Origin of the sequence: Paraflavitalea speifideaquila (assembly GCF_032395985.1) — a bacterium.
In the GTDB taxonomy this organism is placed as follows: Bacteria; Bacteroidota; Bacteroidia; order Chitinophagales; family Chitinophagaceae; genus Paraflavitalea; species Paraflavitalea speifideaquila.
Window position 1 is genome coordinate 3,593,153 of sequence record NZ_CP135920.1, and the last position, 12,538, is coordinate 3,605,690.

General features: G+C 42.1%; 17 protein-coding genes and 1 tRNA gene. 8 read left to right on the plus strand and 10 right to left on the minus strand.

What is annotated here, in order from left to right; all coding sequences use genetic code 11:
• Nucleotides 1–146: 146 nt before the first annotated feature.
• From RS881_RS24430 to RS881_RS24445, 4 genes are all read left to right on the plus strand, one after another.
• A complete protein-coding gene (locus RS881_RS24430; protein WP_315823482.1) occupies nucleotides 147–737 on the plus strand; it encodes a hypothetical protein in 591 nt (196 codons plus the stop codon).
• Between the two features lie 576 nt (nucleotides 738–1,313).
• Nucleotides 1,314–2,039 (plus strand): hypothetical protein, encoded by a 726-nt coding sequence (locus tag RS881_RS24435; protein ID WP_315823483.1) that lies wholly within the window; start codon nucleotides 1,314–1,316, stop codon nucleotides 2,037–2,039.
• A 297-nt stretch (nucleotides 2,040–2,336) separates the two neighbouring features.
• Nucleotides 2,337–2,612 (plus strand): hypothetical protein, encoded by a 276-nt coding sequence (locus RS881_RS24440; protein WP_315823484.1) that lies wholly within the window; start codon nucleotides 2,337–2,339, stop codon nucleotides 2,610–2,612.
• Nucleotides 2,613–2,640: 28 nt separating this feature from the next.
• Nucleotides 2,641–2,796, plus strand: coding sequence for a hypothetical protein (locus RS881_RS24445; protein ID WP_315823485.1), 156 nt, complete (start codon nucleotides 2,641–2,643; stop codon nucleotides 2,794–2,796).
• Nucleotides 2,797–3,242: 446 nt separating this feature from the next.
• Here the strand turns inward: RS881_RS24445 and RS881_RS24450 are convergent, their stop codons facing one another.
• From RS881_RS24450 to RS881_RS24465, 4 genes are all read right to left on the minus strand, one after another.
• On the minus strand, nucleotides 3,243–4,346 hold the full coding sequence (locus RS881_RS24450; RefSeq protein ID WP_315823486.1) for a sialidase family protein: 1,104 nt from the start codon (nucleotides 4,344–4,346) through the stop codon (nucleotides 3,243–3,245).
• Between the two features lie 109 nt (nucleotides 4,347–4,455).
• Entirely contained in the window at nucleotides 4,456–4,629 is a 174-nt protein-coding gene (locus RS881_RS24455; RefSeq protein ID WP_315823487.1) for a hypothetical protein, read from the minus strand.
• 28 nt (nucleotides 4,630–4,657) lie between these two features.
• A complete protein-coding gene (locus tag RS881_RS24460) occupies nucleotides 4,658–4,939 on the minus strand; it encodes a hypothetical protein (RefSeq protein WP_315823488.1) in 282 nt (93 codons plus the stop codon).
• A gap of 177 nt (nucleotides 4,940–5,116) precedes the next feature.
• Nucleotides 5,117–5,548, minus strand: a complete 432-nt coding sequence (locus RS881_RS24465) for an ester cyclase (protein ID WP_315823489.1) — start codon at nucleotides 5,546–5,548, stop codon at nucleotides 5,117–5,119.
• A 57-nt stretch (nucleotides 5,549–5,605) separates the two neighbouring features.
• On the opposite strand from RS881_RS24465, the gene RS881_RS24470 reads away from it, so the two are divergent.
• The 4 genes from RS881_RS24470 to RS881_RS24485 all read left to right on the plus strand — a co-directional run bounded on the left by RS881_RS24470 (nucleotide 5,606) and on the right by RS881_RS24485 (nucleotide 8,067).
• Nucleotides 5,606–5,692, plus strand: a tRNA-Ser gene (locus RS881_RS24470).
• A 248-nt stretch (nucleotides 5,693–5,940) separates the two neighbouring features.
• Nucleotides 5,941–7,179 carry a site-specific integrase gene (locus RS881_RS24475; RefSeq protein ID WP_315823490.1) on the plus strand — a complete coding sequence of 413 codons (1,239 nt, stop codon included), beginning with the start codon at nucleotides 5,941–5,943 and terminating at the stop codon, nucleotides 7,177–7,179.
• Nucleotides 7,180–7,297: 118 nt separating this feature from the next.
• Nucleotides 7,298–7,573 carry a hypothetical protein gene (locus RS881_RS24480; RefSeq protein ID WP_315823491.1) on the plus strand — a complete coding sequence of 92 codons (276 nt, stop codon included), beginning with the start codon at nucleotides 7,298–7,300 and terminating at the stop codon, nucleotides 7,571–7,573.
• A gap of 77 nt (nucleotides 7,574–7,650) precedes the next feature.
• Entirely contained in the window at nucleotides 7,651–8,067 is a 417-nt protein-coding gene (locus RS881_RS24485) for a hypothetical protein (RefSeq protein WP_315823492.1), read from the plus strand.
• A 1,306-nt stretch (nucleotides 8,068–9,373) separates the two neighbouring features.
• Here RS881_RS24485 and RS881_RS24490 read toward each other — a convergent pair.
• The 6 genes from RS881_RS24490 to RS881_RS24515 all read right to left on the minus strand — a co-directional run bounded on the left by RS881_RS24490 (nucleotide 9,374) and on the right by RS881_RS24515 (nucleotide 12,533).
• On the minus strand, nucleotides 9,374–9,961 hold the full coding sequence (locus RS881_RS24490; protein WP_315823493.1) for a nucleotidyltransferase domain-containing protein: 588 nt from the start codon (nucleotides 9,959–9,961) through the stop codon (nucleotides 9,374–9,376).
• Nucleotides 9,962–9,984: 23 nt separating this feature from the next.
• Complete coding sequence (locus tag RS881_RS24495) at nucleotides 9,985–10,413, minus strand: hypothetical protein (RefSeq protein ID WP_315823494.1); 429 nt, start codon at nucleotides 10,411–10,413, stop codon at nucleotides 9,985–9,987.
• Nucleotides 10,414–10,829: 416 nt separating this feature from the next.
• Nucleotides 10,830–11,003 (minus strand): histone H3 family protein, encoded by a 174-nt coding sequence (locus RS881_RS24500; protein WP_315823495.1) that lies wholly within the window; start codon nucleotides 11,001–11,003, stop codon nucleotides 10,830–10,832.
• A 60-nt stretch (nucleotides 11,004–11,063) separates the two neighbouring features.
• On the minus strand, nucleotides 11,064–11,642 hold the full coding sequence (locus RS881_RS24505; RefSeq protein WP_315824600.1) for an SAVED domain-containing protein: 579 nt from the start codon (nucleotides 11,640–11,642) through the stop codon (nucleotides 11,064–11,066).
• Nucleotides 11,573–11,893 (minus strand): hypothetical protein, encoded by a 321-nt coding sequence (locus RS881_RS24510; protein WP_315823496.1) that lies wholly within the window; start codon nucleotides 11,891–11,893, stop codon nucleotides 11,573–11,575. The genes RS881_RS24505 and RS881_RS24510 overlap by 70 nt, the downstream gene beginning before the upstream one ends.
• 46 nt (nucleotides 11,894–11,939) lie before the next feature.
• Complete coding sequence (locus tag RS881_RS24515; protein ID WP_315823497.1) at nucleotides 11,940–12,533, minus strand: dsDNA nuclease domain-containing protein; 594 nt, start codon at nucleotides 12,531–12,533, stop codon at nucleotides 11,940–11,942.
• Between the last annotated feature and the right edge of the window lie 5 nt (nucleotides 12,534–12,538).

A 12,538-nucleotide genomic window follows, 5' to 3' on the forward strand; every position in this document is an offset into this window, starting at 1 on the left:
AAACGGCTGTCCTTAACCAGGATAAACAAACAGACTCCCTGATAACCCATACCTTTCATTGGCAGGACCTGGATAGCTCACAATATGAAATAAGCGTATCAATCCCATTGTCGGCAATCCATCGGTCAACTGCAGCTCATAACCAAATGAAAGAACAAGAATATGCATTGGAAGGTATGGGAGCAGTATACCGTTCGATGCTGAATACAGACCAGACCTACCTGGAGCCAATTGCAGCAGCTTTCGACTCCCTGGCTAGATCGAAGGCATTAAATAAACAGCAAACCGCTTCTATGATCGTGTCCTGTATTCAGTCCATTCCATATGCACTGGTCGTAGACAGGTCCTGCACTACCAATTATTCTGATGACTATGTTAATCAAATGTTGGCTAATTGTGAAACAGACTGTTGTAAAGGGTATTCAAAATTTGGGGTGCAATCGCCTCTTGAATTCATGGCCGACCTGAAAGGAGACTGCGATACCAGGGCATTACTATTATATGCCCTGCTAGGCAGATTAAATTATAACGTTGCGCTGATGACAAGCAATTATTACAAACACGCATTGATAGCTGTATCCCTTGATCAGGCTGCATCTGACAAAGATGTGGCAGCACAGATCAATGGAAATACTTATTATTTATGGGAAACAACAGCAGCAGGATTTGGTCCGGGAAAGATTCCGGAGTCTATCTCGAACTTATACCATTGGAACATAGCATTAATTCAAAAATAGTCACCATATGCAATCATTATTTCCCCCTCACCTTGGGCTCTCATTTCTACTGATTATTGTTCAGACCTATCTGCTTGTCTACTTCTCCTTGATCCTTTTGCGGGGCATTAAACTATTGAAACGACCATACAGTGGCATGGAATATTCAGAGTCATTACTCGTCGCCATCATTCTATTAGGAGTAGTTTCATTATCGACGACGAATGTATCCGGATTGTTCCAAACTGTCAGGTTTTTCAGTGAAGGAGACTTTGCTCTCGGAAAGGCATCTTACCAGTTTTTCGCCCGCACCTTTTGATCATCTTGTTCTTCTGCCTTATTTTTATTGGCCTGATTTATCTAAATGTACGCATCCTTTTTGCTGGGCAACTTCAGTCACCCAGTATTCCTGTAAGTCTATTTCACAGCTCTATTGCAATAGGAATAGCAGCTATTTGTTGGTTTACCGCCAGCGAATTGATCAATAATATGGTTCCAAAGATCATCAACTTCCAATAGAATATTGAACAAACAGAGACGTAACAGAATTTCTTTGGAGATATTCAAGTATCTTGCCCCTCCTCTAAAAAGCCCTACATGACCCAATACCTAACCCTTCTCATCAGCCTCTTGACCCTCACAGCCGGCTACGCCCAAACTGCCGACAAAGACCTTCCAACCCTCCTAAAACCAGGAAAACATACGGCCAGTATCATCAGCATGAGTCCACCCACCCAGACGCCCAGGCAAAATGAACTGCTGGCAAAAGTGATGAAAGCCATGCAAAAGAATATGCAGTGGTTTAAGGATAGCCTGGCACTGGTAACAGATATGAATGCGTATTATAACAAGTTTGGCCTCACCAAAGAAGAATTTGAAGAATACCTGGCCATGAGTGGCGAAAAGCCCACCATGAACAGCGCCATCACCGCACAAGACACACTGGAGTTGACACATACCAACCACCTGATCTCCTTTAAAGGCCAGGGCAGGCTAAAAGCCCTGGACTCATTACACATCGACCTGCAAAAGAATACAGCAGTCTTCAGGGGCCAGGACATCCCTTACGACAAGTTCCGGCAAATGCCAGCGACTAACAATCCCTTTAAAAGCTCCCTATCCGGACACCTGTACAAATTTGAAGCGAATGGCGCCGTCGACTCGCAAAAACCCGCCGACCTGAAAAACTATAGCGTATCCAATTATAGCGTCATGATCGGTAAAATGGACAGCAATGGCAAAACCGCCATCCTGGTCATGATCATGCAAATGGATAATGGCAAGATGGTCAGGAACATTATTTTACCCTGCATACTGGATTAGACGACAGGATAGACATCCGGCCAAATCACCCCACCATAATGTCCAGATGCCCCCCTTTACCGGTGCATCAGACTGTAGCTTTGCGTCATTATAGCCAAACAAAAAATAGACTATTATGACACGCCACCATTCAACAAGGGCAATGGCCTTGCTCGCAAGTTTGTTATTATTCCTTACTGCCAGTGCCCAAAACAATAAACCGTCTGGTAGTTACCATAAAATTGAGGCCCTACCCAAAGAGGCAGAGATCCGCCTGGCCCTCAGTGCCCTTCCCCGCATCTCCGGGATAGTGCTACCGTGTATGTATTAAATGTCAACAAGGGTTTTGAAATTGCCCGTAAAGGCACCAGTGGTTTTCACTGTTTTGTTAGTCGCAACGGCGACGATGCCATGAGAGGGTCCTGGGCAATAAAAGATTACCGGGATGATATCCTGTACCCCATTGCCTTCGATGCTGCAGGCGCCAAAAACATTATGCCTGTATTTTTCGACATTGCCAGGATGCAGGCCGAAGGACAAGCTCCCGATGCCATAAAAAGACGATCCAGGACCGGTTCAAAAGAAATATTATAAAGCGCCGGAACGAGCCGGCATATCCTATATGTTGTCGCCCATACTCAGGACCTACACCAATCCCGACGCCGATGACAATGTTGTTACCGCCAGCGTACCCCATGTTATGTACTATGCACCCAACGTAACCAACGATGAAGTGGGTGGTAGTCAACCGGCGCCCGGCGCCAAATATCCCTTTTAATCCTGCATGGACCGCATGGATACAATATCCAGTTTCTTGGACAGGTAGAAGCAGAATCAGTAAGAGCTGAATACAAAGACCTCCTTGAACAGCTTTGCAAAATTAATCCCGCCTGGTGCTTGCCGGCAACGGTCGCTCAATCACCTGCGGGTCATCATCATGAATGACCAAAGGTCTTAATTCAGGTTGGTGATATTCCAATAGGTCTGTGGACCTCCTTCCAGGAACAGTTATCTGATAGAGGCCGTTCTCAGAACAAATAAATATGCCGCTTGCCATTCGGCATAACTTGCTTATGAAATTTGAATGCAATGTCGTTTAAGAAAACTTTTGCTGTTATAAAGGTGGGCCACGCTGCAGCGCTGCATCAGCCGGGCCGCAGCGTGACTCACCTTAAAGGAGTATTAAGCTTAAACGACATTGGATTTGAATGACCAAAAGTTTGACTATATCCGGAAGTTTGGTATTCGTTGAAAGGTGAGGTAATTCGCATTGTGCTGGTTGTCGGCCCCGCCTTCTTCATCGTCATAAGCCGTACGTACCACCGCAATGATATCGTTACCAGCAAACTGCCAATCGGCATATTGAAATCCATGATGCGCGGTATTGGCACTTTGCAGCACAATACGGTGTACCGTCCAGTTGGTAAGGTCGGGAGAACCGCAAAGCGCCAACGTATTGCGTATGCGTTCCTGGTTATCACCCTCGTATTCCTCAGGCACATAGTTCGATAAGGTCCAGTAGTGCTTCGACACCGGATCATACCGGATGCTGAACTTTTTGGCTCCTCCAGGGAATTCTATAAAACCAGTAGTGGCATCGAAGCTGGCATGGCTGCCATCGGCCGATAGATCAATGATAGCAACCCGTTCACTGCCTTTCTGCACAAAATGTGCCCGCAGGATATTTTTGAGAGATTCATCAGGCGCCACTACTACATTGCCTTCCAGCCAGCCGCCAAACTTCCCTTCGAGATAAGAAGGGTCATAGGGGAGTGAATTTGTATAATGCCAGCTGGCGGCGTTGAGTAAATCAGCATCAACCGGTATATGCATCACCAGGGCCTGAAAGCGTTTACTCCCTCCACCAACAGGGTCCGCCGCATCTTCTACCGCCCGCCAGAGTTGTCCCTCGTGTTCGATCACCGGCGTAGGTGCACAATGATAGCGGCCAGTACGCAATAGCCCGTGCAGACTATCAGTCGGCGTTGTCCAGGTACACCCACCATCGTCCGAGCGCCTGATAACCAGGTCGCCAAACGCTTTGGTGGTGCCCAGCAGATAGACCTTGCTTCGGTGGGTAAAGAGTTTAGACCAGAATGCACCATTCAATTCAGCAACCGGTGACCAGGTTTCCCCTTTGTCCTGCGAACGAAAGATCCTGACAATGCCAGCCACCTGCTCATTACTATTTTCTCCAAAATAGTCGTGCGAAGCCAGGTAACTCCCATCGGGCAGTATACAGATACTGGGAGAACCAATACAACGTCCCGATGATTTGAGAGCATGGTCAATAACAATCCCTGGTACCAGGAACGAATGTTGTGCCATAGGCTTTATAAAAATGGCAACAAAAATAGGGAGAGAATCTTACCTACAAAGAGGCAGCCTCTGAAAAGAAGCTGCCTCTTTGTGCCTGTTCACCCTATTAGGCAGGCGCCTACATCACATTGATGATGGAAAACATAATACGGAAAAGCGCGAAGTTCACGTTACTGTAATTATAACCCTTTGCTTCATTCACCACGCCGGCAGCAATGCAGGTCTTTGAGGAATTGTAATCAGTGCCATACCGTATATCCTCGGTAGTGAGCCCGCTTTTATGGGTTAACAACTGGTGGAAAGTGACCGTTTTTATTTTATTACCCAGCGGCCAGGATTTCGGCAGCCATGTATAAATAGAATCTTCCAGTTTGATCCTTTTTGTAGTCCAGTAGCCTCATGGCGCCGGCTGCCGTAAGCCATTTGGTGACACTGGCGATGTTCATTTCTTTGTACACACTATGCGGGATGGCGCCATTCTGGCTCATGCGGGCGAAGCCGCGTGCGGCTTTTTGATTTGTAGAGTCAAAACTACCATGCTGCGGCACCTGAAAACGGGGCTGCTTAACAGATAAGGCATTTCGCTTTACGGATGCGGGCATCCAGCAATTACACGCCCCTGTAACATTTGATTTTGTTGCTATTATTTGTATTTTTAGCCGGTTCTCACCAGGGTAATTTTTGCCAATGACTAACTAACAAGCTGATTGGCATCTGGTAGGGGGCTAACCCTTCTATTTTTCTGGCATTCGGGTAGTTGAAACGGAAGAGAGCGCATATTAAGGCAAAAGGCCAATTTGTTTCATGATGGCGGCATTGTCGATCAGGTTCCAGGTCTCAACAATCAAACCTTCTTCATTAAAAAGATGCAGATCCCAAAAAGTAGCAGTGATCTGTTTATCCGTAGGAGCCACCCCCATAACAGTTTGGTTATGTGTGGCCGTGGCCACACTTCGCCCCATAACCCAATCGTCTTCTGCCACCGCTTGCTCAACGGTAAGCATCAAGTTGCCCCAGCTGCTGTGCAGGGTTTCAAAAAACTGCTGAATCACCTGCCTTCCTTTGGTGGCAGGCATGGACTTCACCATGTGATCGGTAGCATAAAAGGCAAGGCACCCAGGTATATCTCTTTCATTAAAAGCTTGTTTAGCGGCCAGGTAATTGGCTTTGTTCCGGGCGGCCTTATTAATACTATTTACTGTGTCCATCATGTAAAAATATACTTTTTGTCTATCTTCGCGCCCCGGCTGCTAAAACAGGCAACAATAGGAGAGGTGCCAGAGCTGGTTGAATGGGCCGCACTCGAAATGCGGAGTGTGGGAAACTGCACCGGGGTTCGAATCCCTCCCTCTCCGCCGGATAACTTATCAAAATGTATTAAAGGGCTCATAAAACACTGGTTTTGTGGGCCCTTTAAAATTTTCCACCTCAATTCGCATCAAACGAAATCAACCGGATAGGTGTCCTATTCGGTGTCCCAAACCAACCGTTAAATTTGGGACACCGAATTTAACGGGAACGCCCTACTGGTGAGGGTTTGAAGCGATAGAACTTTTAGTGACGGATTTTAATCATTCGTAAAACACAAAAAAGGAGGTGGAAGATGGAACACCGGATTAGTAGTCTTTATTATATCAGAAAGACGAAAATGACAAGGGACAAATTGGCTCCTATTTATATCCGCATCACAGTAAATGGTCAAAGAATTGACCAAAGCATTCAACGGTATATTGAGGTCGCGCGTTGGAGTGCGGCCGCGGGCCGCGCGAAGGGTAACAGCGTGGAGGCGCGGCAGCTCAATACCTATCTCGACACGCTTACCGGGAAAGTATTGAAGCTGGAGCGGGAAATGGTGCAGGATGGACAAGAAATAACTATTGAAGCATTCCGGGAAAAATGGATGGGGAACCAGGAACGGCCCCGGATGCTGATTGAGATATTTCAGCACCACAACGATCAACTGGCTGCTTTGATCGGAAAAGAGTTTTCCGCTGCTACCCTGGAACGGTATAATACTTCCAGAGATCACACGAAAGCATTTTTGCAATGGAAGTACGGAATTAACGACATTGACATCAAACGGCTGAACTACGAGTTTGTAGCTGATTATGAGTTCTGGCTGAAAACTCAAAGGAACTGTAATCACAATACCGCGATCAAGTATATCAGCAATTTCCGGAAGATCATCAATATCTGTATTCGCAAGGGCTGGCTGCAGAAAGATCCATTCGTGGGTTTTAAGATGACGAAACATGAGGTGGAAAGAGATTTCTTGACTGAAGAAGAATTACAAACTATTGTTTGCAGAAATTTTGGAACTGACCGGCTAAATCATGTACGGGATATTTTTGTGTTTAGCTGTTTTACCGGGCTTGCTTATGCAGATGTACAGAAATTGAAGCGATCTGAGGTTGCGCGTGGAATCGATGGCGACTACTGGATCTTCACCAGCCGGCAGAAAACGGAGACTGCCTCCCGTATTCCTCTTTTGCCGACAGCGGTGGAAATATTGGACAGGTATAAGGACTACCCTGCCTGTGTAAATTCAGGCAAAGCCCTGCCGGTGTTGAGTAATCAAAAAATGAATGCCTACCTGAAGGAAATTGCGGATGTATGCAAAATTCATAAGAACCTTACTTTTCATATTGCCCGGCATACTTTCGCTACTACTGTTACGCTCAGCAATGGAGTTCCGATGGAATCTGTGAGTAAGATGCTGGGGCATAAAAATTTGAAAACGACGCAGCACTATGCGAAGATCCTGGACAGGAAGGTAAGTGATGATATGAAGGTATTACGAATGAAATATGTTTTAAACAGAAATGATACAAAAGCAGAATAAAGTGGAAGGATTCAATCCTTTTAGACAAGGATAGATAACGGTTCAAAGACATTATTCTTTAATGAGAATCATTTCTTGCATTTCGCATCTAAAGCATTTTCCAACATTCCTAAATAATATGGCAAGAATACAATTAGGTGCATATAGGCCAGCATATTGGCGAATTAAGATATCTGGAGCATTAGATTTGTCTGATTTAAGTCTACTACGCCCAGAAGATTTATCAGTATATGTTCACGAATACACTCATTTTCTACAAGAAATCACCTCAACATTTGGGTTAAACTATACATGGAACATTTTGAGTAGGTTCCGTGAAATTTTAATTTCAATTCAACAAGGTGGAGAAGACCTGGATATTCCATTAAAAACGGCATTGTTGATGAGCAATTAAAATACTTTAAAGCATTAAGGCCAGTAATTGGTAGTTATGCTGTAGATCATGACAATGGAACTTATAAAGTAACAAATGTGTCCCTGCCACCAATTCCTTTAATTGAGGAAATTACAAATGGCATTAAGATCCCCAGAGTTTTATTACAATTGGAAAACGATGAAGGGAGAAAAAGAGAATATGAGTTTGGAGTTGATGCAATTCAAGAATCACTCGCGCAAATGATCGAGGGAAAAATTTATGGTGGGTTTGTTAGTAATGAGTTTCCTTATATAGCAGGTAAGCAGTTGGCTGAATTTGTTTGTCCCAGAATAGCCGCCGATTCAGAGTTCTTATTTGCAGCTCTTGACATTTCGCTGATGTCACCCTATCCTGGTTGGCACTTTTATCTCATTTTATTAGAAATTGAGAATACAGGATTTCAACCTAAAAGGCAGAAGACATATATGGTTTTGCTATTGATTTTTAGATCAATCAGGATGGCGTGTTTTTGAAACTTACAAAAAATCAAAAGACGCGGTTATCAATATCATTAAATCCTTATTTGGTGATCAATCTGATTATGAGCCAACAAAAAGCTGGTATATACACATCTTAGAAACAGCTTACGAATTAAAAACCCAAAATATCTCCTTGATGTTGGATTTGTATCGAGATAATTTTGGAGGAATTATCTGGTCAAATGTCGTTAAAAGGTTAGGGTACCCTGAAGTCATTAATGGCAACAATGAACGCTGGATGCGTGTTCCTGCAGAATTAAAACACTTCGAATCAAAAAATTGAACCCATACACTTTTGGGCTATATGGCAAATTAATGACCTTTTGTTAAAAGGTGAAATTCCCTGTAAACTACAACCTGTTTGTAGCACAAATACTATTAAAAAATTAGTAGATGAAAAGTGTAATTCTTCACCTTGGGAAAAAGCAGATGTAGACCCTTTATGCCCATTCGGAGCATTGTGGCGTTTTTGGGGTCTGCATGAAAAAAAAAAATCCAGTCGAATTTACCTTAAAAATTTGCAAATAGATAGGAGGAGAATAATCAAAGAAAACGTCAAATTTCGGACTATCCGCTCAAACATTAACAAGAAATAAAATGCTAACTGCCGATGTGACCCAAGGTATACCGGTGGTTTTTGAAATAAACCTTGGTTCATTAAAGCAACGAGCTAACTTTTGAGTGCACCGGGTATGCGCACAGCAAGATGTAGTGTTGTCCACAACTGCCCTATTAACGTATTTATTTTGAGGGAGTAAGTGAGTTCATAACCGCTCACTGCAATAAACCACTTCATTTACATAATCGTCCCACAACGTGTGGGACAAATTGATCCTATATAGTTTTGGATATTAAGGAATACTCAAAACACTAGATTACAGTTTGGAGTAATCATTACGGAAGTGGCATACAAACGGTTCCTGTGAATAATTGGTCTTCAGAATTAATATCGATTGCTCCTTTCATTAGTTCAATCAACTGCCGGTTGAATACCAGCCCAAGACCCTGGTTGGAATGGCGGTTATTTTCCTTCCTTCGCAATTCCTTGAAAGGATTACTAACAGAAAGGTTCCAGATTTTTGCAGACGGTCAGCATAAACAGCCAGGTTAATGATCCCGCTTTAAAAATATTCAATTATCGAATTGGGCTGATATTGATAATCTTCAATTACTTTATTACAGGCACTTTTTATAACCATTTTATCATTTTCTGGAATGTCTGTAAGTACATTATTCGTGTTTTCAATACTCGTCAAATAAATTGTGTCTATATTATTTCTGATGTGAGACAATACCATAATTATCTTTTGGTCAGGCCATGGGGAATTCTGTTAGAATTACAATAGTAGGCATCTTGAATAAAGTTTTGCAAAAGGTGTGAACTGATAGGCACATTTTTATTTTTCTTCCATTTTTTTAGTGCTATTAATATTTCCTTTTGTGTTTTAGAGAGTTTTTCTTTACTCAATATGATTGGATCAGTTTTTTGATAGGAATGAATAGGAAAAAAATCCGATGAATTTTTATGCAAATACCCCGATGTTTTATTGCCCTTACGGTTAGTAATTTTAATAGGAACAATGTCTAACTTTCCTTCACGGCCGTATCCAAGATCAAAGAATACACCGATAGAAACTGTTTGTTTTCTTACACGCAACACATCGTATTTTCCCTCAAGGTTCATTAAAAAATCTCCCAGAATTTCATACATGTCAAAAATGGTTGCAAAGGCATCATGTTTAAAGGATACCGAAATATCTATATCGTACTTTTCTTTTAAGGCAGTACCCTCCTCCGTAGAGCCAAACCGGAATGGCTCTCCTTGTAAGTCGTCGCCAAACTCTTTCTTGATTTTCGAAATTATCCAGTTAGCTTTTTCACATAACATTTGGTATTTTTTATCGTAGTGCCTTAACTGCAATTCTTTACTAGATTACCAAGCTTAAGATCGGTATTAAGAGGTTTTTCAAGGCTGTTTTGGTGATCAACATAAGCGCCAATAATGAAGCCGCAAGCTCCACAAGCAGCAGCACCTTTCGCTACTGCTTTTAATACTTGACTATAATCAAGAGGAAGAGAAGAGTTTTCATTATTCTGTTTAATAATATTAAGAATGCCATTTATGACTCCTCCCGCTGTACCGGCATAAAGTGCGTATTTTGTTTTCTTATTCATATTTTCCGTTTTTATTCTGTTTTCTATTAATGACATCATTAAATTCATTTTTCCTATTTCTTGCATGCATTTAATATATATGAAGTCGAAATATTCTTTTAATGAATGTGCTTCAATTTTAAGATCCTTTATCGCTGAACCTATTCCTCTTTTAACTTCATCCATTGTGATTTCCCGAGTTTCTAGGTTTTCATAATGTTCTTTAAATGAATAAAAAGAAAGTCGTTATACGCTTCCCTTGATAACTGAAAGTTATTAAACTCTTCATCACTTAATACGAATGGATGTTTAACATAGATTTCTATTATAGTGGTAGCTTTTGATCTAAGTTCATGTCCTTTCTTATAATTTCGATCAATAATGTTTTGAAGATAATTCATCTTAAAGGCATCTTGAAATTCCTTCCAGGTAAACAATGAAATGTTTGATTTTTAACTGCTTCATAAGCGCCTTTTGAAACCAATCTTAGATATGATCACCCCTTGGTTGGCACCGCTATCTTCCACAATAGTTCTGAACGCATGAATTATTGTTTGAGGACATGGGAATTCCAATATTTGCATTCACATAATATCTTTGTATTATATGCGTCCTTTTTTTTCTCCGTATACGTCTACTTCTACAGCGCCACGAACTGTTTCGATGACTTTCTCTGTGGTCGCCTGAAAGCCACAATCACTCAAAATGGACGAAGTAAAATGTTGCAGCATTTTCCAGTCGCTAGGATCATCTTTGATAATCTGATAATCTGTCATTATTGATATATGCTTGATTATTCGGGCACTTTCCCTCGTATAATACTTTTCTTACTTACTTTATGACAAAATAAATGATTCCATATAGCCTTCGCCTGATAGCTTCTCCATGATCTGTACCTCTTTACAGATAGCATTCAGCTGATGGCCTATAAAGCAAGATCCACTTAGAGGGCCAAAGTAGAAAAGCAAGAGCTTTGTTGCCTTCCTGTCACGAACAAATTCCCTTGTCAAAGTTTTAAATTGTTGGCACAATGCCACGACATCACCGCCAGACTGTAAGCAATTTACCCCAAGCTCGTTTTCAGGCCGCAGGAACAACAACGCATCTACGCCTCTTACTTTTGCTATATACTCCCTGACATCAGCCTCTATAGATCCCGTCACGCTAACCCCAACAGCAACCGTTCCGGTATTTGAACCAATCGATTCTCCTTTGACATTTTCACTTATAAGCTTAAAATGAGGGCTAGCATTTTCATCAGTTCTCCACAAATGATCATTTTGATTTACCTCAATGGTGTACCCTGACACCTGGGAAAAAGCATGGCCGAAAGCAAACCACGGACTCAGTCTCGAAAACCCTCTCGCCCTGATGAGTGTCGCCTGCGTTTCATCATTGACCTTTTTTGAATTGATCTAATTTTAGGAAGCAATGTCTTATTATAATCAAACCCATTCAGCAATTCATGTCCCTTAACATTTCCCTGGTCTTCATAGAACTTTCTAAGGTCAATTACGTAATCCGGTTGCAGCTCAAACTGATGCTTCTTTACTGTCACCAAATATACAGTTGCTGTTAACTGTCCAGGTACATGAACTAAGTCTCTTTCTTTAAGGACTTCTTCCAGGACCTTTAAGTCGACTTCAACGTGTTTTTTTTCACCCAATCTCTTACGATTTGTACCGCGATAGTTAGATCATTCTCGCTACACTTTAATCCCAGAGACTCCATTTTTCCTGAACGCGAACTTTGAACTCTTCTGTGCAATCTCGTCCAGTGTAAAAACAAAGAGCAAAAAGGAAATCGTGCAATTCTTTATCATCAATTTTGAGATCATCCTTCACCATCTGTAATGCTCTACCAATGTCCGAACCAGCCGAAGCAGAGCGAATATTTTCTCCCAGTCTTGAATGTTCGTTTTCTACAGTAGACAATACTTTATCTTTCGGATCGATGCCCCAATTACTGACAAGGTGTAACTTGGCAGCAAATCCGGGATTGTCAGCAAGGTAATTCTTGTAAGTTTTGTAGAACTTCTCTAGTAAGCTCTTTCCCTTACCCTTTTCTAGCAATAATTCCAATGTATATGCTTTGCGCTGATCTACATGGTATTTAACTTGATAGTAGTGAGGAGGGGTTCCGTCGTTGTAGAAGACGGTCACATCATCTACATGGGTCGCATCTGGGTCCTCTATTCGAACCTTGGATACCTTAGTATTCTTCTTCTTTAATTCAAGGACATGTAACCATGTATATAAAAATTGGTAGTCATCCCCCTTTATTCTTGCCGATGATTGCATTGCCATAAGTA

Bases quoted from the DNA above. Each gene is read 5' to 3' on its own strand.
- RS881_RS24430 (WP_315823482.1), top strand. From the start codon at position 147: ATGAAAGAACAAGAATATGCATTGGAAGGTATGGGAGCAGTATACCGT.
- RS881_RS24435 (WP_315823483.1), top strand. From the start codon at position 1,314: ATGACCCAATACCTAACCCTTCTCATCAGCCTCTTGACCCTCACAGCC.
- RS881_RS24445 (WP_315823485.1), top strand. From the start codon at position 2,641: ATGTTGTCGCCCATACTCAGGACCTACACCAATCCCGACGCCGATGAC.
- RS881_RS24450 (WP_315823486.1), bottom strand. From the start codon at position 4,346: ATGGCACAACATTCGTTCCTGGTACCAGGGATTGTTATTGACCATGCT.
- RS881_RS24460 (WP_315823488.1), bottom strand. From the start codon at position 4,939: ATGCCCGCATCCGTAAAGCGAAATGCCTTATCTGTTAAGCAGCCCCGT.
- RS881_RS24465 (WP_315823489.1), bottom strand. From the start codon at position 5,548: ATGATGGACACAGTAAATAGTATTAATAAGGCCGCCCGGAACAAAGCC.
- RS881_RS24475 (WP_315823490.1), top strand. From the start codon at position 5,941: ATGGAACACCGGATTAGTAGTCTTTATTATATCAGAAAGACGAAAATG.
- RS881_RS24480 (WP_315823491.1), top strand. From the start codon at position 7,298: ATGGCAAGAATACAATTAGGTGCATATAGGCCAGCATATTGGCGAATT.
- RS881_RS24490 (WP_315823493.1), bottom strand. From the start codon at position 9,961: ATGTTATGTGAAAAAGCTAACTGGATAATTTCGAAAATCAAGAAAGAG.
- RS881_RS24495 (WP_315823494.1), bottom strand. From the start codon at position 10,413: ATGGATGAAGTTAAAAGAGGAATAGGTTCAGCGATAAAGGATCTTAAA.
- RS881_RS24500 (WP_315823495.1), bottom strand. From the start codon at position 11,003: ATGACAGATTATCAGATTATCAAAGATGATCCTAGCGACTGGAAAATG.
- RS881_RS24515 (WP_315823497.1), bottom strand. From the start codon at position 12,533: ATGGCAATGCAATCATCGGCAAGAATAAAGGGGGATGACTACCAATTT.